Origin of the sequence: Streptomyces sp. NPDC001750 (genome assembly GCF_042892615.1) — a bacterium.
GTDB lineage: Bacteria > Actinomycetota > Actinomycetes > Streptomycetales > Streptomycetaceae > Streptomyces.
Genome location: NZ_JBIAUE010000004.1, coordinates 254,004 through 278,815 on the forward strand (window position 1 = coordinate 254,004; position 24,812 = coordinate 278,815).

The window sequence follows — 24,812 nt, forward strand, 5'->3', positions numbered from 1 at the left end:
GGAGGGACCTGGGGTACCGGAGAAGGGGCCGGGACCGGCCGGGGGTGGGAAGGGCGTACCGGGGGGGGTGCTCAGGTGCGCACTCCCCGGCGGCTGCCTGGTGCCCAACCTAGTACTGTCGCGGCTCAGTTCTGGGCGAACACCGCCACCGTGCGTCCCGGAACGGTGAAACTTCCTGAACTTTGCTCACACGTCGACTTCTTGACGGTAGGATCAGCGCCTTTCGCCTGGACAGGGTGCAGGGCGAACCGTTTCCCCGCCAGAGCCGTGACCGTCTGCGTCCTGGTGCCGGGGGTGGCGTTGAAGACGACGAGCAGCCTGCCGAGGCGCATGGTGATCACGCCCGGCGTCTCGTCCTTCCCGGAGAGCGGGAAGGACAGGGCGGACTGCACCCGGTCGGTGGTGGCGAGGCCGAAGTCCCGTTCCGTGGCGCGGATGGTCAGCAGGTCGCGGTAGGCGGCCGAGGCGCCCTCGATCTGCGCGCACCCCGGCCGGAGGGCGGCGTCGGCGAGCAGCGGCCGGGCGTAGGACCACTTGGACGCGTTGTCGGCGGCCGGGGGCAGTCCGCGGCCGAAGCCGTTGCCGTCGCGGCAGTCCCAGTGCAGGGCGTTGAACCAGTCGCCGCTGTCGTACGAGTTGCGGTCCAGGGACTTGGAGCGCAGCAGGTCGGTGCCCGCCTGGGAGAGCGAGGGGCCCTGCGAGAGGGCGGCCGTCGCCATCGCGAGGACCTGCGCGCGGGCCCGGTCCGCCGCCTTCGTGCCCGCCGGGAGCTTGAAGGCGAACGCGTCGTACAGCGACTCGTTGTCGTGCGCGTCGACGTAGGCGAGGGCGTCGCCGGGGGCGGCGGCGTATCCGGCGGGAGCGCCGTTGTAGTCGACCTCGGAGCCCCTGACGGCACGGCCCGAGGAGTCGGTGAAGGTGTAGTCGGCGAGGCCGCCGGTCAGGCCGACCTTGATCAGGTCCTGGTAGTGCAGCAGCCGGGCCCTCTGCTCGGCCTTCGTGCCGTTGGCCGGTGAGGTGTTGGGGTCGGTGTACAGACCGCTGGCGAAGCCCTGCACGCCCGGGTCCTCGTCGAAGGGGCCGCCGCCGCGCACGGCGTCGCGGGCGCGGTCGGAGAAGGTGGCGATGCCGGTGCCGGCCATGTTCTTCTGCGTGGCCTGGACGAACCGGGCGTCGTCGGCGACCTCGCCGAAGTTCCAGCCCTCCCCGTACAGGACGATCTTCTTCCCGTCGACGCCGTCCTTGGCCATGGTCAGCGCGTCCAGCGCCTTGCGGACGGCGAGGATGTTGGCCCTGGGGTGGTGGCCCATCAGGTCGAAGCGGAAGCCGTCGATCTTGTACTGCCGAGCCCAGGTGACGACCGAGTCGACGACGAGCCGGCCCATCATGGTGTGCTCGGGCGCGGTGCCCGCGCAGCAGGTGGAGGTGGCGACGGTGCCGTCGTCCAGCAGCCGCTGGTAGTAGCCGGGCACGATCCGGTCGAGCACGGACTTGTCGTCCTGGCCGGCGGCGACGGTGTGGTTGTAGACGACGTCCATGACGGTGCGCAGGCCCGCGCCGTTGAGTCCCTGCACCATCCGGCGGAACTCGACGGTGCGGCGGGGGCCGTCCGGGTCGGAGGCGTAGGAGCCCTCCGGGACGGTGTAGTGCAGCGGGTCGTAGCCCCAGTTGAAGCCGTCGCGGGCGGCGGCCGCGGCCACGCACGCCTGCTGCTCGGCGGAGTCGGGGGCGTACACCGACAGGTCGCAGGCGGGTTCGGTGCGGTCGGACCTCTTCTCGGGGATGGTTCCGATGTCGAAGGCGGGCAGCAGGTGGACGTAGTTGGTTCCGGCGTCGGCGAGCCTCTTGAGGTGCTTCATGCCGTCGGAGCGGGTGTCGGTGAAGGCGAGGTACTGGCCGGGGTGTTTCGAGGTGCGGTCCGCGATCGAGAAGTCGCGGATGTGCAGTTCCTGGATCCGGGCCTCGCGCAGCGGGACGGCGGCGGGCTTCCTCAGCCCGTTCCAGCCCTCGGGCGCGAGCCGCGGGTCGTCGAGGTCGACGACGAGGCTGTGGACCGAGTCGGTGGTCAGGGCGGTGGAGTAGGGGTCGGTGACCTTGTTGGTGACGAACTTCCCGACGGCGGGCGCCCAGACGTCGACCACGTAGCGGTAGGGCTTGCCCGTCCACTTCTTCGTGCCCGTGACGGACCAGACGCCGGTACGGTCGTCGCGGCGCATGGGGACGGTGCGGCCGTCGAGTTCGAGGGCGACGGTACGGGCGGTGGGCGCCCACACGGACAGGGTGGGGCGGCCGTGGTCGAACACCGGGCCGAGCGGGGCGGTGGCCGCGTGCCTCCCGTACAGGTCGTCGAGCACGCCCGCGGTCTGGACGCCGGTGGCCGCGAGCAGGGCGCCGTCGGCGGCGCGCTGGGTGGCGATCAGCTGGCCGCGCAGCGCGTCACGGACCCGGTCGCGGTCCCGAACGTCGACGGTGAACGCCGGGTAGTCCTTGAGGTTGGGGTGCGCGGCCTTCTGCGCGTCGGTCAGCGCGGAAGGAGTGAGCCGCAGCCACTGGCCCTGGTCGGAGAGCTCCCCGTCGACGACGGAGAGGGCGCCGCCCGGTACGTGGACGAGCTGCTGGCTGGTGGCCGCGGTGGCCTTCACCTTCCATACGACGGTGTCGGCGTCGATCCACTGCGCCTCGGCCTTGCCGAGGTCGGGCGCGGGTACGCCGCCGGCCTGGGGCAGCAGGTAGCCGGGCGTGGCGCCGAGCATCCAGACCTCGTGCCCGTAGGTGGCGATGTCGAGCGACTGGTCGCCGGGGAGGTCCTTCTCGTCGCCCTTGTGCAGGATGTAGCCGAGCGAGGTGGCGCCGTCGGTGAGCGGCACCTCGAAGGTGGCGCCGGAGGCGTCCTTCTTCACCGGCCGGAGCGGCTCGGCCCAGTCGGTGGGGTTCTTGGCACCGGTCCAGGTGTGCAGCCCCCAGCCGTCGTAGTCGCCGTCGGGCCGGTAGTAGTGCAGTACGGCCTTGGTGGTGTCCTGCGGCGGGTAGGCGCCGTCGGGTGCCGTGTCGGCCTGGCCGTCCTCGCCCTGCTCGATCCAGACCTCTCCGGTCTTCGCGAGGTCGACGGTGCGCCGCGGTCCGTCGGCGGTGCCGTCCTTCTCGACGGTGTACGCGAGGGTGGACGCGTCCTGGTCGGGCTTGAGCCAGGCGAAGGCTCCGTACGCGTCGCGCCCGACGAAGTCGGCCGTCGCGTCGCCGGACCTGAGCTTCCAGCCATCGTAGTCGCCGTCCGCGCGCCGGTAGTGGACCACGGCGTGGTCGCGCTGGACGGCCACGGGCTTCGTCTCGGCGGGGGCCTGTCCGGCGGTGGTCGCGGCGAGGGCGCTCGCGGTGCGGCCTGCGCGGTCGACGACGACCGCCTTGTAGCGCAGCGGTGTTCCGGCCGCCACCTTGCCGTCCAGGTGCTGGGTGACCTTGTACGGGGCGTGGTCGGCGGAGCCGAGGGTGACCCACTTGCCGTTGCCGGTCTGGGCGGCGAAGACGACGCGGTTCAGCTGTCCGCCGTCGACGTCGGCGGAGAGCTCCACGGTGCCGGTGGCTCCGGCGGCGGGCGCCTTCAGGGTGATCGAGGGCCTGGTGGCGGGGTCGGCCATCGGCTTCTCGGCGCGCAGCACGAGGCTGGAGAGGGCGGGCACGGTGACCGTGATCTTCTTGTCGGCGCCGCTGCGGACCGTCCCGGAACCTCCGTACAGCGTACGGAAGTCCATGCCGGGCGATGCGGTGGGAAGCTCGACGGTGCGCGGGGCGGTGGCGTTGTTGGTGGCCACGAGGTACTCGTTCGGCTTCTCGGGGTCCGTGCGGGAGAAGGCGTGGACGGAGCCCTGCGCGTACCGCTCGGTCTGGACGCCGTCGCGCAGTGCCGGGTTCTTCCTGGTCAGTTCGGAGAGCGCGGCGATGCTCCGGTACAGCGGGTGGCTCGGATCGTACGCGTCGTCGGCGTGGGTGCGGTCGGTACCGATCCGGTCGTCGTCGAGGTAGTCGGCGGTCTTCGAGGCGAACAGGGTCTGGCGGGCGTCCTTGTCACCGCCCGCTCCAGTGAAGCCCTGTTCGTCGCCGTAGTAGACGACGGGGTTTCCCCGGCCGAGGAACATCAGCTCGTTGGCGAGCTCCGCGCGCCGGAGGAGTTCCGCGTCGTCGGCCTTCGGGTTGTCCTGCTTCAGGAACGTCCCGATGCGGCCCATGTCGTGGTTGCCGAGGAAGGTCACCTGCTCGTAGGCGTTGGCCTTGTCGGTGGTGTAGCGGTAGTCGTCGGCGAACACCGCCGCGAGCTTCGCGGCCGGGGCGCCCTGCGAGGCGTACTGGCGTGCCGCTTCCTGAAAGGGGAAGTCGAGCGTCGCGTCGAGCCGGCCCCGGGTGACGTAGGGCGAGGTGACGGCGGTGTCGGCGGAGTAGACCTCGCCGAACATGAAGAAGTCCGCACGGCCGCGCTCCGCCGCGTAGGCGTCCAGGGCCGTGGCCCACTGGGTCCAGAAGTCCAGGTCGACGTGTTTGACGGTGTCGATCCGGAAGCCGTCGATGTCGAAGTCCCTGACCCACTTCTCGTAGATCTTCTCCATGCCGGAGACGACCTCGGGCCGCTCGGTCCACAGGTCGTCCAGCCCGGCGAAGTCGCCGTAGGTGGCGGACTCGCCGGCGAAGGTCGAATCGCCGCGGTTGTGGTACATCGTCGGGTCGTTGAGCCAGGCCGGGACCTTGTTCCCGGTGTTCTCGGGCGTGTACGGGAACGAGTCCGCGTCCACCTTCGCGAAGCCCTTGGCGTCGTCGAACGGGCGGCCGTCCCTGTCCAGGTACGGGTAGGCGCCCTTCGGCCGGTAGCCGTAGGTCTTCTCGGCGTAGTCGACGGTGTCCGCGGTGTGGTTGGTGATGACGTCGAAGAAGACCTTCATGCCCTTGGCGTGGGCCCTGTCGATCAGCTTCGACAGGTCGGCGTTGGTGCCGAAGTGCGGGTCGACCTGGGTGAAGTCGGTTATCCAGTAGCCGTGGTAGCCGGCCGAGGCGTCCTTGCCGGTGCCCTGGACGGGGCGGTTCCTGAAGATCGGGGCGAGCCAGATGGCGGTGGTGCCGAGGCCCTTGATGTAGTCGAGGCGGTCGGTCAGGCCCTTGAGGTCGCCGCCCTGGTAGAAACCCTTGTCCGTGGGGTCGTAGCCGGTCCGCAGGCGTGAACCGGTCAGCCCGCCACGGTCGTTGGAGGGGTCGCCGTTCGCGAACCGGTCGGGCAGGACGAAGTAGAACTGTTCGCGCGTCAGGTCGTGGCGGGCCGGTTCGGCGGCCAGCCGGGCGTCGGAGGGCGGGGACGGGGGTCTCGGTGCGGCGGAGGCGGAGGCCGCCGGGACGACGGGGAGGAGCGCGGCGCAGAGCGCGGCCGCGATTCCCCGTCCGAGGAGGGAGCGGGACACGTGCGGATTCTCCTTGCGTGTGCTGTGGGAATCGGGGGACGGGGCGGGGCCCGTCGGCGGAGCGCGCCGGTCCGGGGCGCCCGGGTGTGCGGGGCGCCCCGGACCGGTCGGCCGGGTCAGTCGCCGCAGGTGCGAGCGCCCACGTGCAGGGCGACGGCCGTGTCGGCGCCGAGCGTGGCGGTGAAGCGGCCGGAGGAGTCGACGGTGACGCCCCTGCCGGACTGGACGTCGCAGTAGTCACCGGCGGGCAGCGAGGTCTGGAAGGTGCGGTTGAGCGGGGAACCCTCGTGGTTGATCGCGACGTACGCCCGGGCGCCGCGGCCGAACGCGATCCGGTCGCCGCCGTCGTCCCACCAGTCGGTGACGGGCTCGCCGCGCGCGGTGTTGCGGAGGGCGACCATGGAGGAGATCTCCGGCCAGGCGTGCTGGCACTTCCAGCCGTCGCGGTAACAGGCGTTCACCGTACCGCCGCCCGGCGGCCCGGCGTCCTTGTCGGACCACTCGTACCCGGAGTGGACGTCGGGCGAGCCGTACGGCCAGGCCAGCATGAAGACGTGGGCGAGGGTGTACGCGGCGCCGTCCTTGTAGCTGAGCGTGTCGCCGCCGCGTTCGGTGTCGTGGTTGTCGACGAAGACCGCGGCCGTCGACGAGGGCATGAAGGCCCAGTCCTCGCCGTAGTTCTTCAGATACGCGAGCTTCTCGCCGGTGAGGACCTGCTTGAGGCCGCGTGCGTAGCGGAACTCCTGGACGTCCCCGTTGCCGGCGTACTCCTCGGGCTGGACGGCCTCCCCCGCCCCGTGTATGACCTCCTGTTTCCAGTAGACGTCCGGGTCGCTCAGCCGGGACTTGATGTCCGCCAGGTCGGCGGCGGGCATGTGCTTGGCCGCATCGATACGGAAGCCGTCGACGCCGAGCGAGCGCAGGTCGTCGAGATAGCGGGCGATCCTGCCGCGGACGTACTCCTCGCCGGTGTCCAGGTCGGCGAGGCCGACGAGTTCGCAGTTCTGGACGTTCGCCCGGTCCCGGTAGTCGGTGACCGGCGCGGTGCAGTCGTCCATGTCGGGCGCGGAGTACAGGCCGGGGTAGTCGTACTTCGTGTACGAGGTGCCTCCGGTGCCGGTGCCGGAGCCCGCCGCCATGTGGTTGATGACGGAGTCCACGACGACGCCGACGCCCGCTTCGTGGCAGGCGTTCACCATGGCGGCGAAGGAGGCGCGGTCGCCGAGCCGCCCGGCTATCCGGTAGCCGACGGGCTGGTACGAGGTCCACCACTGGTCGCCCCGGATGTGCTCCTGGGGCGGTGAGACCTGTACGTAGCCGTAGCCGGCCGGCCCCAGGGACTCCTTGCACGCCTGGGCGACGGAGTCGAACTTCCACTCGAAGAGAACGGCGGTGACGTCCTTGTCGCCGGGCGCGGACGCCTCGGCGGTGGCGGCGGGGGCCATGAGGACGGTGGCGCCCGCCGCCAGGGCGAGCGCCGCGGACAGGGGTCCGCGCAGTGCTGTGCGTGCCATGTTTCCTCCTGTTGCGGGGAGAAATGCGGGTCACGGTGCCGGGTACGGGATCGAGGGCCCGGCCGGAACGCGGGCCGGAACGCGGGCCGGGGCTCAGGCCGGGGCTCAGGCCGGGCCGACCGCAGCGGTCGAACCCCGTACCACCAGATCCGGCTGGAACACGTACTCCGTGCGCTGCACCGGGCTGCCGCCGATCTCCTCCAGCAGGGCGCTCACCGCCGCCCCCGCCATCGCGTGCACCGGCTGGCGCACCGTCGTCAGCGGCGGGTCGGTGAACGCGATCAGCTGCGAGTCGTCGAAGCCCACCACCGACACGTCGCGCGGCACGTGGAGCCCGCGGTCCCGGGCGGCGCGCACCACGCCGAGCGCCATCAGGTCGCTGCCGCAGACGATGCCCGTGCATCCCCGGTCGAGCAGCGCGCCCGCGGCCACCTGGCCGCCCTCGACGCTGAACAGGGTGGTGCAGACGAGGAGTTCGGCCTCGGCGCGGTCCATGCCGAGGAGATCGGCGGCGGCCTCGACGAAGCCGTCGCGCTTGCGGCGGGCCGGTACGTAGCGCTGCGGACCGACGGCCAGGCCGACCCTGCGGTGGCCCAGATCGGCGAGGTGGCCGACGGCCATCCGCACCGCCGCGACGTCGTCGGGCGAGACGAACGGGGCGCTGATCCGTTCGTTGTAGCCGTTGATCAGGACGAACGGGACGCCTCGGTCGACGAGCGCGGCGTAGCGGGCCGGGTCGGCCGAGAGGTCGGCGTGCAGCCCGGAGAGGAAGACGATCCCGTCGACGCCGCGTTCGACGAGCTGCTCGACGAGTTCGTCCTCGGTGGCGCCACCGGGCATCTGGGTGCAGAGCACCGGGGTGTAGCCGTGTCCGGCCAGGACCTGTTCCACGGACTGCGCGAACGCCGGGAAGATCGGGTTGGTGAGTTCGGGCGTCACCAGTCCGATCAGGCCGGCGCTGCGCTGCCGCGGCCGTGCGGGGTGTTCGTAGCCCAGGACGTCCAGCGCCGCGAGCACCCGCCGACGGGTGGTGTCCGCGACGCCGGGCTTCCCGTTGAGCACCCGGCTGACGGTGGCCTCGCTGACCGCCGCCCGTCCGGCGATGTCCGAGAGTCTCGGCGCACCGCCGGTCCTGACCAGGGGGGTCGTCACACCGTCCACCACACCGTGGTGTCGGCGGGCAGGTCGATCTCGGCGCCGTCGGTGACGACCGGGGAGCTGGACAGCAGGACGCTGCCGCGCACCGGGATGCGGACCGGGCGGTCCGTGGTGTTGACGGTGCAGACGAAGCCGGGACGGGCGAGGATCAGCAGTCCCTCGGGGGCCTGGAGCCATTCCACCGAGGCACCGGCGCCGAGCCCGGGGTGGGCCCGGCGGGCGGCGATCGCGGCCCGGTACAGCTCCAGGGTGGAGCCGGTGACGCCGGTCTGCGCCTCGACGCTCAGCTCGCCCCAGCCGTCGGGCTGGGGCAGCCAGCTGCCGCCGCCGCCGAAGCCGTACGAGCCGCCGTCGCGGGTCCACGGGATCGGCACCCGGCAGCCGTCGCGGAAGCCGTCCTGGCCCTCCGCGCGGAAGAACGACGGGTCCTGGCGGACCTCGTCGGGCAGGTCGGTGACGTCGGGCAGGCCGAGTTCCTCGCCCTGGTAGACGTAGGCGGAGCCGGGCAGTGCCAGCATCAGCAGGGTGGCGGCGCGGGCCCGGCGCAGGCCGAGTGCGCGGTCGCCGGGGGTGCGGATCTGGGTGCCGAGGCCGGGCGGGTTGGCGAATCGGGTGGCGTGCCGGGTCACGTCGTGGTTGGAGAGCACCCAGGTGGCGGGGGCGCCGACGGGGCGCATGGCGGCGAGCGAGGTGTCGATGACCTCGCGCAGGGCGGCGGCGTCCCAGTCGGTGGTCAGGTACTGGAAGTTGAACGCCTGGTGCATCTCGTCGGGGCGCACGTAGCGGGCGGTGCGTTCGACGGTGGGGGTCCACGCCTCGGCGACCAGGATCCGCCCGCCCGTCGCCCACCACCGCCCTTGCGACGAAGGCCCCTCGGGCCCCTTCTTCACGGGGTACTCGTCGAGGATGGTGCGCCAGGAGCGGTAGATCTCGTGGACGCCGTCCTGGTCGAAGAACGGCATGACGTCGTTGCCGAGCAGCTTGAGCTGGTCGTGGCCGCCGATGTCGGGCAGTCCGGGGGCCTTGACGAGGCCGTGGGCGACGTCGACCCGGAAGCCGTCGACGCCCATGTCGAGCCAGAAGCGCAGGATCGAGCGGAACTCGTCGGCGACGGCCGGGTGTTCCCAGTTGAAGTCGGGCTGCTCGGGCGCGAAGAGGTGGAGGTACCAGTCACCGGGGGTGCCGTCCGGGTTCGTGGTCCGGGTCCAGGCGGGACCGCCGAAGACGGACTCCCAGTCGTTGGGCGGGAGTTCGCCCCGCTCACCCTTTCCGGGACGGAAGTGGTAGCGGTCGCGCAGCGCGGAGCCGGGGCCCTCGGCGAGGGCGCGCCGGAACCAGTCGTGCCGGTCGGAGGAGTGGTTGGGCACCAGGTCCACGATGATCCGCAGGCCCAGTTCGTGGGCGTCCCGGATCAGTGCGTCGGCGTCCAGCAGGGTGCCGAACATGGGGTCGATGGCGCGGTAGTCGGAGACGTCGTAGCCGGCGTCGGCCTGCGGGGAGGCGTAGAAGGGGCTGAGCCAGACCGCGTCGACGCCGAGGTCCTTGAGGTACGGGAGCTTGCCGCGTACGCCCGCGAGGTCGCCCATGCCGTCACCGTTGCCGTCGGCGAAGCTCCGTGGGTAGACCTGGTAGATCACCGCGTCCTGCCACCAGCCGTTCTGGTGGGCCGGAGCGTCGGCGGACGGGCCGGTGGAGGGGGCAGCGAGGTGCTGGGTCATGTCGTCCCTGGGGTGTCGGGGTGGGTACGCCGCCGGGACCGGGTGGGGTTCCGGCGGACGCGGTGACGTGGTGCGGCCGGTCAGCCCTTCACGGCTCCGGCGGACATGCCGGTGACCAGATGGCGCTGGACGAAGAGGAAGACCAGGGCGGCGGGTATCGCGATGAGCACGGACGCGGCGGTCATCGCTCCCCACTGGGCTCCGTACTGGTTGACGAACAGCTGGAGGCCGCCCGCGAGGGTGAGGTTGTCCTCGCCGACCATGAAGGCGGAGGCGTACGCCACCTCGCCCCACGCGGTGATGAAGGAGTAGAACGCGGTGACGGCGAGGCCGGGCTTGGCGAGCGGCAGCACGAGCCGCCAGAAGGTGCCGAACGGGGTGAGGCCGTCGACCTGTCCGGACTCGTCGATCTCGCGCGGGATGGTGTCGAAGAAGCCCTTCATCATCCAGGCGCAGAACGGCACCGAGATGGTGAGGTAGGTGATGACGAGGCCGGCGGGCTGGTTCAGCAGGCCCATGCCGGACATGATGTTGTAGATCGGCACGATGAGGACGGCGACCGGGAACATCTGGGTGACCAGCAGCGTCCACATCAGTCCGCGCTTGCCGGGGAAGCGGAAGCGGCTGACGGCGTAGCCGGTGGAGGCGGAGACGATGACGCCGAGGAGCGTGGTGAGTCCCGCAATGAGCAGGGAGTTGCCGAACCAGGTGAGGAACTTCGTGTCCCGGATCAGGTTCGTGTAGTTCTCGAACGTCGTCTCTTTGAAGAAGTCGGTGGTGGTCGCGTACGCGGCCGGCTTCAGCGAGGTGAGCAGGACCCACAGCACGGGGAAGACGGCGACGACGGACGCGACGAGGAGCGTGAGGTGCAGCCCGACGGAGGCGATCGGCGCGCGCTCGCCGCGCGGCCGGGCCTTGCGGGCGGGGCGGCGTGCGGCGGTCGTCGCGGGGGCGCTCGTCGCCGGAGCGGGGTTCGCGGGGGCGGGGGCGGTGGTCACCAGTCGTCTCCCTGGGTGCGGAGGACGCGCCGGTACACGGCGGCGAAGAGCAGCAGGAGCACGAGGATCAGCACGCCCCAGGTGGAGGACTGCGCGTAGTCGCGCGGGCTGATCTCGAAGGAGAACTTGTACGCCTGGGTGACCAGGATCTGCGTGGCCTCGCCGGGTCCGCCGCGGGTCAGCAGGAAGATCACCGGGAACATGTTGAAGGTCCAGATGGTGGAGAGCAGGACCACCGTGGTGGAGACCGGCCGCAGCCCGGGAAGGGTGATGTGGCGGAAGCGCTGCCAGGCGGTGGCGCCGTCCATCTCGGCGGCCTCGTAGTGCTCGGCGGGGATCGACTGCAGCCCGCCGAGCAGGGCGACCATCATGAACGGCACGCCGAGCCAGACGTTGACGGCGATGACGGAGAGCTTCGCCCAGGCGGGGTCGTTCAGCCAGGGTATGCCGTCGAACCCGGCACCGGAGAGGATCTTGTTGAGCAGCCCGCGGTCCTCGTTGTAGAGGAACCGCCAGGCGAAGACGGAGACGAATCCGGGGATGGCCCAGGGCAGGATGAGCGCCATCCGGTACGCGGAGCGCCCGGCGATCCTGCGGTTGAGGATGTTGGCGAGGGCCAGTCCGAGGGCGAAGGTGATGGCCACGCAGGAGACCGTCCACACCAGGGTCCACCCGAGCGTGCCGAGGAACTGATCGCCGGTGAGCGCGTCGGCGTAGTTGTCCAGGCCGACGAACTCGTACGTGGCGGGCATGTGGTTGACGCCGATGGAGCGTGCGACGTTGCGTTCGTCCGCGTCGGTCATCGACAGGTAGATCCCGCGGACCAGCGGGTAGCCGATGATGACGCCGATCACGACGACGACCGGGGCGACCATGGCCCAGGCGTACCAGTGGGTCGACAGCGCCCGCCGGAGCCTGCTCGGCGGCGGGGGGTTGCCAGTGCCGCGGCTCCGGCCGCGGACGACGTCGTCGCCCGCGGCCTTCGCCACCGACTGGCCGGTGTGGACAGCCATCAGCCGGCCTGCCTTCCTGTTACTTCCAGCCCTTGAGGAGCTTGCGGTAGGAGTCGCCGGTGGTCTTCACGCCCTTCTCCGGCGTGGTCTGGCCGGTGAGGACCTTGGTGTACTCGGTGACGAGCGGCGCGAAGAGGCTGCCGGTCTCGGGGATCCAGGGCCGCTCGACGGCGGTCTCCACGACGGGCTTGAAGAAGCCGACGATCTCGTTGTCGACGACGTCCTTCATGCCGTAGGCGGAGGTGCGGGTCGGCAGGAGGCTCAGCTCCTTGGTGACCTTGGCCTGGGTCTCGGCGGAGGTCATGTACTCGACGAACGCGTAGGAGGCGTCGAGGTTCTTGGAGCCGGCGTAGACGGCCAGGTTGTGGCCGCCCTGCGGGGCGCCCTGCCGGGCGGAGCCGGCCGGGACCGGGGCGACGCCCAGGTTGGCCTTGTCCTTGAACTCCTTGCCGGCGTAGGTGTCGGCGACGGCCCACGGGCCGTTGATGATCATGGCGACCTTGCCGTCCTTGAAGGACGCCTGCATGTTCTCCCAGCCGTCCGTGGCGTCCGTCTTGGCCGCACCGGAGTCGACGAGGTCCTTGACGACCTTCATCGCCTTGACGCCCTGGGCGTTGTCGATGGTGACGGTGTTGTTCCCGGCGTCCACCATGTCGCCGCCCTCGCCGTACAGGAAGGACAGGAACCAGTACGCGTCGTCACCGCGCAGGTACATGCCCGTCTTGCCGGTCTTGTCCTTGATCTTCTTCGCGACGCTCTTGAGTTCGTCGACGGTCTTGGGGACCTCGACCCCCGCCTCCTTGAAGATCTTCTTGTTGTAGAAGACCCCCATGGAGTCGATGACCTGCGGCACCGCGTACGTCTTGTCCCTGTACTTCGTGGACGCGGCTGCCTGCTTCAGGAAGTCGTCCGGCTTCTTCAGCGCGGGGGTGCCGTCGAGCGGCGCGAGGTAGCCGAGGTCGGCGAACTCGGGCGTCCAGGCGACCTCGGAGCGGATGACGTCGGGAGCACCGGAGCCGGACTGGGCCGCGTTCTTGAACTTGTTCTGCGCGTCACCGAAGGGCACGTTGACGTAGTTGACGCGGACCTTCGGGTGTTCCTTGGTGAAGTCCTCGGCGAGCTTCTTGAAGACCTTGTCCTCGCTGCCCGCGGTGGAGGTGTCCCACCACGTCACCGTGCCGGACAGCTCGCCCGAGCCCTTGCTCGTGCCGCCGTTCCCGTCATCGCTGCCGCAGGCGGTCGCCGCGAGCGCCAGGGCCGCGACCAGGGCGGTGGCCGTTATGCCACGTCGCATCTGAACTCCTTCAACTGCCGTACCGCTCCGTCGCGGCGCCGGGTCGACGTGGAACGTAACAAGGATGAAAGAGGACCGAAAGAGTTTGCAGAATATTTCTGCAACGGCCGACGATCGTTACATTCGCGTGTCCTCACGGTTGCCGTCAAGCCTCTTGACGAGAGGCGGAAAACCCTGCAGAGGCGGCCCACCGCACGCGATCGTCACGGTTCGACGGCCCGATCGGGCGCCGGACAGGGGACCGCAAGCCCTTGCAAGATCTTTCTGCGACGCCTGTCGGAACAGACGTGCCCGGCAGGCCCGACAGCGTGCCGGCACGGTGCCGGACGCCGTGCGGGCGGGGTGTCCTCGTACCGCCGGAGCGCGGGACGGGACCGGCCCGCGCGGGGTCCCCCGGGGCCCGGCCGGGCGTGGGTGTCCGACTCCGGCCGATGGTGGGCAATCCGACATACGCCCGGTACAGTCCACTTCCATGACCGCACGGCTTGCCGATATCGCAACTCAGGCGGGGGTCAGCGAAGCGACGGTCAGCCGCGTGCTGAACGGCAAGCCCGGTGTTGCGGCGGCCACCCGCGAATCCGTTCTGGCCGCGCTCGACGTCCTCGGCTACGAACGCCCCGTGCGGCTGCGCAGGCGCAGCGCGGGACTGGTCGGACTGATCACGCCCGAGCTGGAGAACCCCATCTTCCCGGCGCTGGCCCAGATCATCGGCCAGGCGCTGACCCGGCAGGGCTACACCCCGGTGCTGGCGACCCAGACCCCGGGCGGTTCCACCGAGGACGAGCTGACCGAGATGCTCGTCGAACGTGGGGTGTCCGGCATCATCTTCGTCTCCGGGCTGCACGCGGACACCTCGGCCGACATGCGGCGCTACGAGCAACTGCGCGCCAAGGGCGTCCCGTTCGTCCTGGTCAACGGCTTCTCCCCCGAGGTGCGGGCGCCGTTCATCTCACCGGACGACCGGGCGGCGATGCGGCTGGCGGTGACGCACCTGGTGGCGCTGGGGCATCAGCGGATCGGTCTGGCCGTCGGCCCGAAGCGGTTCGTGCCGGTGCTGCGCAAGATCGAGGGCTTCCGTGCCGTCATGCGGGAGCAGTTGGGGGCCGGGCCCGACGAGACGGAGGAGCTGATCCAGCACTCGCTGTTCACCCTGGAGGGCGGGCAGGCCGCCGCGTCGGCGCTGATCGAGCGGGGGTGCACGGCGGTGGTGTGCGCGAGCGACATGATGGCGCTCGGCGCGATCCGCGCCGCCCGTCGGCTGTCGCTGGAGGTGCCGCGCGATCTGTCGGTGGTCGGTTTCGACGACTCGCCGCTCATAGCGTTCACCGATCCGCCGCTGACCACGATCCGTCAGCCGGTGACGGCGATGGGCCAGGCCGCCGTGCGCACGCTCCTGGAGGAGATCGGCGGCACTCCGGCCCCGCACAGCGAGTTCGTCTTCATGCCCGAGCTGGTGGTCCGCGGCTCGACGGCGGCGGGTCCCGGACCGGCCCCGGCCGCGACGCCGTCCGCCGGGGCCGCGCCGGCGGCGCCCGGCCGCCCCTGACCCCGGTTCGCCCACGCCCGTCGGCCCCCGGCAGGGGCATCTCCCCACCGATGGGAAGATGATCGGGTGGGGAAACATTTCTGGCAGACTCTGTGCCTATGGGTGAATCGCGCGTGACATCGCAGGAGACCCGACCGGATGCCACCCCGTCACCCACCGTGGGCGGGGCGGCCCGCACCGTGACCGCGGAGCGGGACACCGGGCGGCAGGAGTCCGGCCCGGCAGAGCCACGTCCCCCGTACACGCGCACCCGGCACCGGATGGCGCTCGTGCGGGCACGCTCACCGCGCCGTCCGCGCCTCTGGTTCGAAGTGCTGCTGATCGCGGTCAGTTACTGGGTCTACTCCCTCGTACGCAACGCCGTTCCGGAGCAGAAGACCCAGGCGCTGCGCAACGCCGACTGGATCTGGTCGGTCGAGAAGCACCTGGGGATCGCCGTCGAGCAGACCGTCAACCACGCGGTGAACTCGGTGACATGGCTGATCGTGTCGATGAACTACTACTACGCGACCCTGCACTTCGTCGTGACCCTCGGCGTCCTGGTGTGGCTGTTCCGCCGTCACCCGGGCCGTTACGCGGCGGCCAGGCTGACCCTGTTCGCGACCACGGCCGTGGCGCTGCTGGGCTACTACCTGTTCCCGCTGGCGCCGCCCCGCCTCATGACGGGCGGCCACTTCATCGACACCGTCCTGGTCCACCACACCTGGGGTTCGATGGCCTCGGGCAACTTCAAGAACATGTCGAACCAGTACGCGGCCATGCCCTCGATGCACATCGGCTGGTCGCTCTGGTGCGGCCTGACCGTCTTCGCGCTCGTCTCCGCGCCCTGGGCCCGGATCCTGGGGCTGCTGTACCCGACGGCCACCCTGGTCGTGATCGTGGCGACCGCCAACCACTTCTGGCTGGACGCGCTGGGCGGCCTGCTGTGCCTGGCCTTCGGCTTCGCGGTCTCGTACGTCTGGTACGGGTCGCTGCCGCACCGCCTCCCCCGGGCGGTGCGGGCCCCGGCCGGGGTGCCCCGGCCGGCGTTCCCGCCCGCGGCCTGACTACGGGCCCGCCCGGAGCGGAAGCCGGCGCCGGAACGCCGGAGCCGGAACGCCGGAGCCGGGCCCCTCACCCCCGGTGCGCCACGCGCCCTCCGCAGACCATGAGCCGCACGGGCGCCGGGTCGGCCGCGGGCCGGCCCGCGGCGGCCCCGCCTCATGCCCCGTGGCACGGCCCCCGCCGCACGGCCCGCGGAGCCGCCCCTCCGACAGCATCCGCGGGCGTCGCCGGGAGGGGCCCGGGAGGGGCACAGGGGCGGCTCATGCCCCGTAGAAACGCTCCTCCATCACGGCGCGCGCCCGGCGGGTGATCCTGCGGTAGTCGTCCAGCATGTCCCCGACGTGGCCCGGCTCGTAACCCAGGTACCGTCCGACCGCGGTGAGTTCGCGCGGGCCGGAGGGGAACGTGTCGCCCGGCCGGCCGCGCACCAGCATCACCGCGTTGCGGACCCGTGTCGCCAGCACCCACGCCTCGTCCAGCGTCTGCGCGTCCTCGGTCGGGATCAGCCCGGCCGCGCACGCGGCGGCCAGCGCCTCGCGCGTCCGTGTCGTCCGCAGCCCCGGTTCCGACCAGCCGTGCTGCATCTGCATCAGCTGGACGGTCCACTCGACGTCGCTCAGCCCGCCGCGCCCCAGCTTGGTGTGGAGCATCGGGTCCGCGCCGCGCGGCAGCCGCTCGGACTCCATCCGGGCCTTCAGACGACGGATCTCCCGGACCGCCTCCTCCCCCAGCCCCTCCATCGGATAGCGCAGCGGATCGATCAACTCGATGAAGTCCCGGCCCAGTTGTTCGTCGCCCGCCATCGGCAGGGCCCGCAGCAGCGCCTGGCTCTCCCAGACCAGCGACCAGCGCCGGTAGTAGGCCCCGTACGACCCGAGCGTGCGCACCAGCGGGCCGTTCCTGCCCTCCGGGCGCAGATCCGCGTCGATGAGCAACGGCGGGTCGGCGGTGGGGAGCTGGAGGAGCCTGCGCATCTCGGCGACCACCGTGTTCGCGGCGCGTGCCGCCTCCTGCTCGTCGACGCCCTCGCGCGGCGCGTGGACGAACAGCACGTCGGCGTCGGAGCCGTAGCCGAGTTCGTGCCCGCCGAACCGGCCCATGCCGATGACCGCGAACCGGGTGGGCAGGGTGTCCCCCCACTGTTCGCGCACGGCGGCGCGCAGGGCGCCCGCGATCGTGGCGGCGGTCAGATCGGTGACCGCGTCGCCGACCCGGTCGACGAGGGCGCCGGGATCCTCCTCGGCGGGGCGCTCCTCCGTCCCGTACGAGCTGATGAGGTCCGCGGCGGTGGTACGGAACAGCTCGCGCCGCCGCACCCCGCGCACCGCGGCGACGGCGGACTCGGCGCCGTCCGCCCGCCCCACGGCGGCCAGCACCTCCTGCTCCAGGTGCGCCCGCCCGCGCGGCCGCAGGCCCTGCGGGTCGCCGAGGATCGCCACCGCCTCGGGCGCCCGCAGCAGCAGGTCGGGGGCGAGCCGGCCGGCCGAGAGCACCCGGGCGAGGTTCTCCGCCGCCGCGCCCTCGTCCCGCAGCAGCCGCAGGTACCACGGGGTCTTGCCGAGGGCGTCGGACACCTTGCGGAAGCCGAGCAGACCGGCGTCGGGGTCGGCGGAGTCCGCGAACCAGCCGAGCAGCACCGGCAGCAGGGTGCGCTGGATGGCGGCCTTGCGGGACACCCCGGAGGACAGCGCCTCCAGATGCCGCAGCGCGGCGGCCGGGTCGGCGTACCCGAGGGCCACGAGCCGGTGCCGGGCCTCCTCGGGGCTGAGCCGGGACTCGCCGGGGGCGAGCTGGGCGACGGCGTCGAGCAGCGGCCGGTAGAACAGCTTCTCGTGCAGCCGTCGCACCACGGAGGTGTGGCGCCGCCACGTCTGGTTGAGCTCGGTGATGGGGTCCGTGCGCATCCCGAGGGAGCGTCCGAGCCGCCGCAGGTCCGGTTCGTCCTCCGGGACCAGATGCGTGCGGCGCAGCCGGTAGAGCTGGACGCGGTGTTCCATGGCGCGCAGGAAGCGGTAGGCGTCGTCGAGCTGCGCGGCGTCCACCCGGCCCACGTAGCCGCCCGCGGCGAGCGCCCGCAGGGCCTCCAGGGTGGTGCCGCTGCGCAGGGCGGAGTCGCTGCGGCCGTGCACCAGCTGGAGCAGCTGCACGGCGAACTCGACGTCCCGCAGCCCGCCGGGGCCGAGCTTGATCTCCCGGTCCACGCGGTCGGCGGGGATGTTGTCGACGACGCGACGGCGCATGCTCTGCACGTCGGCGACGAAGTTCTCGCGCTCCGACGCCTGCCACACGAGCGGCGAGACGGCCTCGACGTACTCCGCGCCCAGCTCGGGGTCCCCGGCCACCGGCCGGGCCTTCAGGAGCGCCTGGAACTCCCAGGTCTTGGCCCAGCGCTGGTAGTACGCGAGGTGCGAGGACAGGGTCCGTACGAGGGGCCCGTTGCGGCCCTCGGGCCGGAGGTTGGCGTCGACGGGCCAGATGGTGCCCTCGACGGTGGTGTCGGAGCAGATCCGCATCATGTGCGCGGCCAGCCGGGTGGCGGCCGGTACCGCCACGCCCTCGTCGACGCCGTCGGCCGGTTCCGCGACGAAGATGACGTCGACGTCGGAGACGTAGTTCAGCTCGTGCCCGCCGCACTTGCCCATGGCGATGACGGCGAGCCGGCACCGGGCGTCGTCCTCGGGCGCGGCCGTACGGGCGATGGCGAGCGCGGCCCGCAGCGTCGCCGTGGCCAGGTCGGCCAGCTCGGCGGCCGCCTCGGTGACGTCCGTCGTCCCGCACACGTCGCGCGCCGCGATGGCCAGCAGGCACCGGCGGTAGGCGACGCGCAGCGAGTCGGGGTCGTCGGCCCCGGCCAGCTCCCGCTCGAACTCGGCGATCCCGGGGTGCAGATCGGTGGCCTCGTACGTGACGAGCGCGTGCCAGTCGCGCGGATGGCGGACCAGATGGTCGCCGAGCGCCTCGGAGGCGCCGAGGACCCCGAGCAGCCGGTCGCGCAACGGCTTGGCGGTGACGAGGGTGTCCAGCAGGGCCTGCCGCTCCTCCCCGTCCTGGGCCTCCACCAGTCGGGCGATCCCGCGCAGGGCGAGGTCCGGGTCTGCGGTGGCGCCGAGGGCGTCGAGGAGCACCGGATCGGTGCGCACGGACGACAGCGCGGGCAGGTCGAGGTGCCGCTCGGCGACGGAGGGATCGGTGAATCCGTGCCGCAGCAGTCGGGTGAACGTACTGCTTCTGCGTCCCGGCGCCGTCGTCATTTCCGTGCTCTCCTGCTCGCCGCCCGTACACGATCCAGCGTTCCGAGCCTAACGACCTCGCCCATGATTGCCGCGACGCCGCCGACCATCGCGGGCGGGGTCGTGAGGGCTCTCCCGGAATCCCTGGCGGCCGACGACAGCCGCGGCGGCTCGCCGCGTTGTCGGAACGCCCGCGCACATCCAGTATGCGGGCGCCCCCCGCCTTGTGACGCACCACCTCCGACGCCGCGCGCTGATCCGCCGCGGTGCACGGGACGGCCCTCAGCCCGCGTCAGGGGATTCGGAGCGGGCGGCGTTCGGCTCGCGGGAGAACGGCGGCCGGCGCACGGACGCGGGAGGGACGGGCACGGCAGGGGCGCCCGGCCGGGTCGCGATGACGACGGTGGCGCACAGCTCGTCGCAGGTGACCACGCGCGGGATCAGACCGGCGCGGGCGACGGTCTCCTCGGCCCGGGGCACCTGCCGCTCGCTCGTCTCGACCAGGAGGTGCCCGCCGGGGGCGAGCCAGCGCGGGGCCTCGGCGGCGACCCGCCGCAGCACGTCCAGGCCGTCGGCGCCCCCGTCGAGCGCCACGCGTGGTTCGTGGAGGCGGGCTTCGGGAGGGAGCAGCTCGACGTCGTCCGTCGGTACGTACGGAACGTTGGCGAGCAGGATCCCCACCCGGCCGCGCAGGGTGCCGGGGAGCGGTTCGAAGAGGTCGCCCTCGTGGACCCGTCCCGCGTCGCCGATGTTGCGGCGGGCGCAGCGCACGGCGGCGGGTTCGACATCGGCCGCGTGCAGTTCGATCCCGCCCATGGCCGCGGCGAACGCCGCGCCGAGCGCGCCCGACCCGCAGCAGAGGTCGACGACGACCGCCCCGGGCGCGGCGAGCGCGACCGCCTGTTCGACCAGGAACTCGGTGCGGCGGCGGGGGACGAAGACCCCCGGATCCACGGCGATCCGGAGGCCGCCGAACTCGGCCCAGCCGAGGACGTGTTCCAGGGGCAGCCCGGCGGCCCGTCGTTCGACCATGGCGACGAGCCCGGCGTGGTCGGTGGCCGCGGAGACGAGCAGATCCGCTTCGTCCTCGGCGAATACGCAGCCCGCGGCGCGGAGTGTGGTGACGATGGAGGAGACGACGTGCGACGAAACGTGAACCGACATGGGGCGGAGCCTTTCGGGGAAGCCGATGGGCGCTCCGCGGCCGATTATGTGGGGTCGGCCACGCGGTCGTGCGAAGTGAGCACCCGGTCTGACACAGCGTTGATGGGTCTCACCTCCTTGGTCGGTCCCGTACGGGGAGGCGTCACACTACCCCACCGGCGGCGCCTGCCGACGCCCCTCGCCCGGTTCACCGCCCGGCAAAAGATATGACACTACGTCAGTTCCGAACGCCGAGCGCAGCCACATGATCCTGCACCGCGATCCGGACAAGGGGCTCGAACCGACGCTGTGGGGCAGCAGGTCGTCCGAAGGCGCCACGAACAGCGTCGGGCCGAGGGTGCGACACCCGTCGGCCCGAAGGCCACGTACAGACGCTGCGACTGCGCCGACCAGCTCTTACAGCACCGGCAGCAGGTTCTTCAGCTCGAAGGCGGTGACCTCGCTGCGGTACTCCTCCCACTCCTGCTTCTTGTTGCGCAGGAAGAAGTCGAAGACGTGCTCGCCGAGCGTCTCGGCGACCAGTTCGCTCTTCTCCATCAGCGAGATCGCCTCGCCCAGGTTCTGCGGCAGCGGCTCGATGCCCATCGCGCGGCGCTCCGCGTCCGACAGCGCCCAGACGTCGTCGTCGGCACCGGCCGGGAGTTCGTAGCCCTCCTCGATGCCCTTGAGACCCGCGGCGAGCAGGACCGCGTAGGTCAGGTACGGATTGGCGCCGGAGTCGATGGAGCGGACCTCGACGCGGGCCGAACCGGTCTTGCCGGGCTTGTACATCGGGACGCGGATCAGCGCGGAACGGTTGTTGTGGCCCCAGCAGATGTACGAGGGGGCCTCGCCGCCGGCGCCCGCGGCGCGGGAGGAGCCGCCCCAGATGCGCTTGTAGGAGTTGACCCACTGGTTCGTCACGGCGGAGATCTCCGCGGCGTGATTGAGCAGGCCGGCGATGAACGAGCGGCCGATCTTGGAGAGCTGGTACTCCGCTCCCGACTCGTAGAAGGCGTTGCGGTCGCCCTCGAAGAGGGAGAGGTGCGTGTGCATGCCCGAACCCGGGTGCTCGGAGAACGGCTTCGGCATGAACGTCGCCTGCACGCCCTGCTCCAGCGCGACCTGCTTCATCACGAGGCGGAACGTCATGATGTTGTCGGCGGTGGAGAGCGCGTCCGCGTACCGCAGGTCGATCTCCTGCTGGCCGGGGGCGCCCTCGTGGTGACTGAACTCGACCGAGATGCCCATGGATTCGAGCATGGTGATCGCCTGGCGCCGGAAGTCCATGCCGACGTTCTGCGGGGTGTGGTCGAAGTACCCGGAGCTGTCGGCGGGGGTGGGACGGCTGCCGTCGACGGGCTTGTCCTTCAGCAGGAAGAACTCGATCTCCGGGTGGGTGTAGAAGGTGAAGCCCAGGTCGGAGGTCTTGGCGAGGATCCGCTTCAGGACGTAGCGCGGATCGGCGAAGGACGGTGAACCGTCGGGCATCAGGATGTCGCAGAACATCCGGGCCGTGCCGGGTGCCTCCGCGCGCCACGGCAGGATCTGGAACGTGCCCGGGTCGGGTTTGGCGATCATGTCGGACTCGTACACCCGGGCGAAGCCTTCGATGGCGGAGCCGTCGAAGCCGATTCCCTCGTCAAACGCCTGTTCCAGTTCGGCGGGGGCCACGGCGACGGACTTGAGGTAGCCGAGGACGTCGGTGAACCACAGCCGTACGAAGCGGATGTCGCGCTCCTCAAGCGTCCTGAGGACGAATTCCTGCTGCTTGTCCATAGCCACATCCTTGCAGTTCAGACGGTCTGTGCACCACCGCCCGGGGTAGGGGAGGAGCTCCAGTATCACGACCCGGGATTTCACCCAGATTACGCACATGGAGTGAGATGGAGCACCCGGCCACCCACTACGATCTGCGCCCATGGCACGCGTGGGGCGGAGCCGCTCGGCGGCGGCCCGGGGCGTGCTGGTTCCCCGGTCTTTTCCGTCCCTTCCCGCTTCCTCGCAGAAGGACCCGACGACATGAGCCTCGACCCTCGGACCCGCCCGGAGCAGACGCGCGACGCCGACCGCTCGCGTGACCGCCGCACCCGTGTCACGGCCATAGGCCTGAGCGTCCTCGTCGTCGTCGGCCTGGTCGGGTTCGGCTCGTACACCCTGCTGAAGGAGTCCGAGGCGTCGGAGAACAAGCGGAGCGTCCGGGCGGACGACGCCAAGGCACCCGCGCCGGACCGGAACGGAGCGGGCCGGAACGAACCGGGGCCGGACCGGCCGGAGCGGAACGGGTCCGCCGACGGGCCGATCCGGGGTCTGAAGACGTGGGACGCGTCGAAGCTGACCCGCAACCACGTCGACGGGCCCGTCGCGTACCCCATGAAGCCCCCGGTCGGCGGCGACCACAACCCGGTGTGGATGAACTGCGACGGCGAGGTGTACGAGAAGGCGATCCCCGATGTGAACGCCGTGCACTCGCTGGAGCACGGAGCGGTGTGGGTGACGTACACGAACAGGGCCGCGGACGCCGACGTCGCCGAGCTCGCCGAGCGGGTCGGCAGGACGCCGTACTCGCTGATGAGCCCGTACGAGGGCCAGGCCGGCGCGATCATGCTGACCGCCTGGGGCAACCAGCTGACGGTGGACGGCGCCGACGACCCGCGGGTCGACCGGTTCTTCTCGGCGTTCGTGCAGGGGCCGCAGACACCCGAGCCCGGCGCGACGTGCTCGGGCGGGCTGGGGGCCTCATGACCGGGGCACGGCGCGACCGGCGCGTGGCGGTACGGGCGGTGGGCTCCGCCGCGCTGCTCGCGCTGCTGTTCGCGGGGGCGGCGACGGTCGCCTCCGCCCGGGACGACGGGGCCCGTGCCGGCGGGGCGAGGGGCGACGGGGCGAGGGGCACCCGCTCCCCCGCCGCCCTCCACGTGCCCGGGGCGGACTCCGCGGACGCCGGGTTCGCCCGGGACATGGCGGTCCACCACCAGCAGGCCGTGGAGATGTCCTTCATCGTGCGCGACCGCACCCGGGACGAGGAGGTGCGCCTCCTCGCGTACGACATCGCCAACACGCAGGCCAATCAGCGAGGCATGATGCTCGGCTGGCTGGACCTGTGGGGGTTGCCGAAGACGGCCCCGGGCGGGCAGGGGCCGATGGCCTGGATGGCGGACGGTCACCCGGGACACGCCGGGCACACGGGACCGCCGCCCCGCGACGGTTCCCTCATGCCCGGCATGGCCACCCGGGCCGAACTGGACCGGCTCCGCACGGCGAGCGGCAGGGATGCCGAGGTCCTCTACCTCCGGCTGATGACCGACCACCACCGCGGCGGTGTCGACATGGCCCGCGGCTGCGTCCGGCTGTGCACGGTCGGTGCGGAGAAACGGCTGGCCCAGAGGATGGTGGAGGCCCAGCGGTCCGAGCTGGACGCGATGGCCGCGATGCTGGAAGCACGTGGGGCGAAGCCCCGGTCATGAACGGCCCCGGGCACCGGCGTCGAAGTGCCGTCTGCCGTGCGGCGGCACCTAGTGCCGTGACCGGCGAGGTTCACCGGCTCGCGACGCCCGGCACGGCACCTCGCGGCGTTGTCGCATCACCCGAGTACGTCCCGTACGAGGGCGATCCTCCGCCTCGCGACGCACCGCACCGGACGCCGCGAGCTTCCTGGCAAACCTTTCCGGCCACAGCCAGCACCAGACGCCGGGACGTGACGGTTCCCCCCGGATCCCGAATACACCCGAACGGGCGATAGCGGTCGCACACCCCGAACGGACGTACGACGATGGATGTTCTCGGGAGTGAACGGCATGCCCGTCGGCACGCAGGAGGAATCCCTCATGACCACTGCGAAGGACATCATGCACACCGGGGCCACCTGGATCCCCGCACACGAGACGCTGGACCGGGCCGCGCAGCTGATGCGCGAGCACCACGTGGGCGCGCTGCCCATCTCGGCCAGCGGCGAACAGGACCGGATGATCGGCATCCTCACCGACCGCGACATCGTGCTCGGCTGCGTGGCGGAGGGACGCGATCCGTCGGAGGTGACCGCGGGTGACCTCGCCCACGGCACACCGCGCTGGATCGATTCCAACGCGAGCGTGGACATGGTCCTGGAGGAGATGCAGACCCACCAGATCCGTCGGCTTCCGGTCGTCGAGAACAAGAAACTGATCGGCATGATCAGCGAGGCCGACCTGGCGCGGCACCTCTCCGACGAGCAGCTCGCCTGCTGGATGGAGAAGGTGTACGCCCGCGGTTGACGGGTCCACGCACCATACGCGTCCCGGTACTCGCGCTCGACGGCCCGGCACCCCGCCCCCCCGGGGTCGCCGGGCCGCCGCGTGCCCGCCTCGCCGAGCGGGCGAGCGGCCGCCTGTACGACTTGCCCCCGGCAGGGACCGCGCACCCCCGCCGATACGTTTCCTCACAGCCCTGCCGGGCTTCCTCGCACCCCCGTCCAACCCCACGCGTCCGGACGTCTCCCCGAGCGGGGGGTACCCAACCGGGGTAAGGTGCCCGACATGACTCTGAGTGGATGTGCGACATACGGACAGTTGTCCCTGTTCGTGGCGCTGCTCATCGGGATCGCCCACCTCCTCGCGGGTGTCGCGGCGCGGATGCCGTCGATGCCGTGGCCGGTTCCCCGGCCCGGTCCGGTCCTCAGCGCGCCGTCCTCGGTGCCGTGCGTGTCGGTGCTGTGCATAGAGAAGGGGCGCCTCCCCC

General features: G+C 71.5%; 14 protein-coding genes and 1 pseudogene. 5 read left to right on the forward strand and 10 right to left on the reverse strand.

The window, feature by feature from the left end:
• Window positions 1-125: 125 nt before the first annotated feature.
• From pulA to ACFYY6_RS09415, 7 genes and pseudogenes are all read right to left on the reverse strand, one after another.
• Window positions 126-5,438: a pullulanase-type alpha-1,6-glucosidase gene (gene pulA / locus ACFYY6_RS09385; protein ID WP_389192370.1), complete on the reverse strand. Its 5,313-nt coding sequence runs from the start codon at window positions 5,436-5,438 to the stop codon at window positions 126-128.
• A gap of 125 nt (window positions 5,439-5,563) precedes the next feature.
• Window positions 5,564-6,952 (reverse strand): annotated as a pseudogene (locus tag ACFYY6_RS09390) (alpha-amylase family protein); the annotation flags it as partial.
• A gap of 105 nt (window positions 6,953-7,057) precedes the next feature.
• Complete coding sequence (locus ACFYY6_RS09395; protein ID WP_389192373.1) at window positions 7,058-8,116, reverse strand: LacI family DNA-binding transcriptional regulator; 1,059 nt, start codon at window positions 8,114-8,116, stop codon at window positions 7,058-7,060.
• On the reverse strand, window positions 8,101-9,828 hold the full coding sequence (locus tag ACFYY6_RS09400) for a glycoside hydrolase family 13 protein (protein ID WP_351628571.1): 1,728 nt from the start codon (window positions 9,826-9,828) through the stop codon (window positions 8,101-8,103). The genes ACFYY6_RS09395 and ACFYY6_RS09400 overlap by 16 nt, the downstream gene beginning before the upstream one ends.
• Window positions 9,829-9,908: 80 nt before the next feature.
• Complete coding sequence (locus ACFYY6_RS09405; protein ID WP_386607333.1) at window positions 9,909-10,907, reverse strand: sugar ABC transporter permease; 999 nt, start codon at window positions 10,905-10,907, stop codon at window positions 9,909-9,911.
• Entirely contained in the window at window positions 10,823-11,839 is a 1,017-nt protein-coding gene (locus ACFYY6_RS09410; RefSeq protein WP_351521728.1) for a sugar ABC transporter permease, read from the reverse strand. Before ACFYY6_RS09410 ends, ACFYY6_RS09405 begins: the two co-directional genes overlap by 85 nt.
• Before the next feature lie 19 nt (window positions 11,840-11,858).
• Window positions 11,859-13,133 carry an extracellular solute-binding protein gene (locus ACFYY6_RS09415; protein ID WP_389192376.1) on the reverse strand — a complete coding sequence of 425 codons (1,275 nt, stop codon included), beginning with the start codon at window positions 13,131-13,133 and terminating at the stop codon, window positions 11,859-11,861.
• 472 nt (window positions 13,134-13,605) lie between these two features.
• Between ACFYY6_RS09415 and ACFYY6_RS09420 the strand changes: the two genes are divergently transcribed.
• Together ACFYY6_RS09420 and ACFYY6_RS09425 are read left to right on the forward strand one after the other, a co-directional pair.
• Window positions 13,606-14,679 carry a LacI family DNA-binding transcriptional regulator gene (locus tag ACFYY6_RS09420; RefSeq protein WP_386607170.1) on the forward strand — a complete coding sequence of 358 codons (1,074 nt, stop codon included), beginning with the start codon at window positions 13,606-13,608 and terminating at the stop codon, window positions 14,677-14,679.
• Window positions 14,680-14,777: 98 nt separating this feature from the next.
• Window positions 14,778-15,725: a phosphatase PAP2 family protein gene (locus ACFYY6_RS09425; protein WP_351521733.1), complete on the forward strand. Its 948-nt coding sequence runs from the start codon at window positions 14,778-14,780 to the stop codon at window positions 15,723-15,725.
• Between the two features lie 258 nt (window positions 15,726-15,983).
• On the opposite strand, the gene ACFYY6_RS09430 is transcribed toward ACFYY6_RS09425, so the two are convergent.
• The 3 genes from ACFYY6_RS09430 to glnA all read right to left on the reverse strand — a co-directional run bounded on the left by ACFYY6_RS09430 (window position 15,984) and on the right by glnA (window position 21,875).
• Complete coding sequence (locus tag ACFYY6_RS09430) at window positions 15,984-18,974, reverse strand: bifunctional [glutamine synthetase] adenylyltransferase/[glutamine synthetase]-adenylyl-L-tyrosine phosphorylase (RefSeq protein WP_389192379.1); 2,991 nt, start codon at window positions 18,972-18,974, stop codon at window positions 15,984-15,986.
• Between the two features lie 261 nt (window positions 18,975-19,235).
• The gene (locus tag ACFYY6_RS09435; RefSeq protein ID WP_351521737.1) at window positions 19,236-20,117 is read right to left on the reverse strand and encodes a putative protein N(5)-glutamine methyltransferase; all 882 of its coding nucleotides are present in this window, start codon (window positions 20,115-20,117) and stop codon (window positions 19,236-19,238) included.
• A gap of 396 nt (window positions 20,118-20,513) precedes the next feature.
• On the reverse strand, window positions 20,514-21,875 hold the full coding sequence (gene glnA / locus ACFYY6_RS09440) for a type I glutamate--ammonia ligase (protein WP_351521739.1): 1,362 nt from the start codon (window positions 21,873-21,875) through the stop codon (window positions 20,514-20,516).
• 243 nt (window positions 21,876-22,118) lie between these two features.
• On the opposite strand from glnA, the gene ACFYY6_RS09445 reads away from it, so the two are divergent.
• The 3 genes from ACFYY6_RS09445 (at window position 22,119) to ACFYY6_RS09455 (ending at window position 24,349) form a co-directional block, all read left to right on the forward strand.
• Window positions 22,119-22,841 (forward strand): DUF3105 domain-containing protein, encoded by a 723-nt coding sequence (locus ACFYY6_RS09445; RefSeq protein ID WP_351628583.1) that lies wholly within the window; start codon window positions 22,119-22,121, stop codon window positions 22,839-22,841.
• Window positions 22,838-23,563, forward strand: coding sequence for a DUF305 domain-containing protein (locus ACFYY6_RS09450; protein ID WP_389192383.1), 726 nt, complete (start codon window positions 22,838-22,840; stop codon window positions 23,561-23,563). The genes ACFYY6_RS09445 and ACFYY6_RS09450 overlap by 4 nt, the downstream gene beginning before the upstream one ends.
• Before the next feature lie 360 nt (window positions 23,564-23,923).
• The gene (locus ACFYY6_RS09455; protein WP_351521745.1) at window positions 23,924-24,349 is read left to right on the forward strand and encodes a CBS domain-containing protein; all 426 of its coding nucleotides are present in this window, start codon (window positions 23,924-23,926) and stop codon (window positions 24,347-24,349) included.
• The last annotated feature ends 463 nt before the right edge of the window (window positions 24,350-24,812 follow it).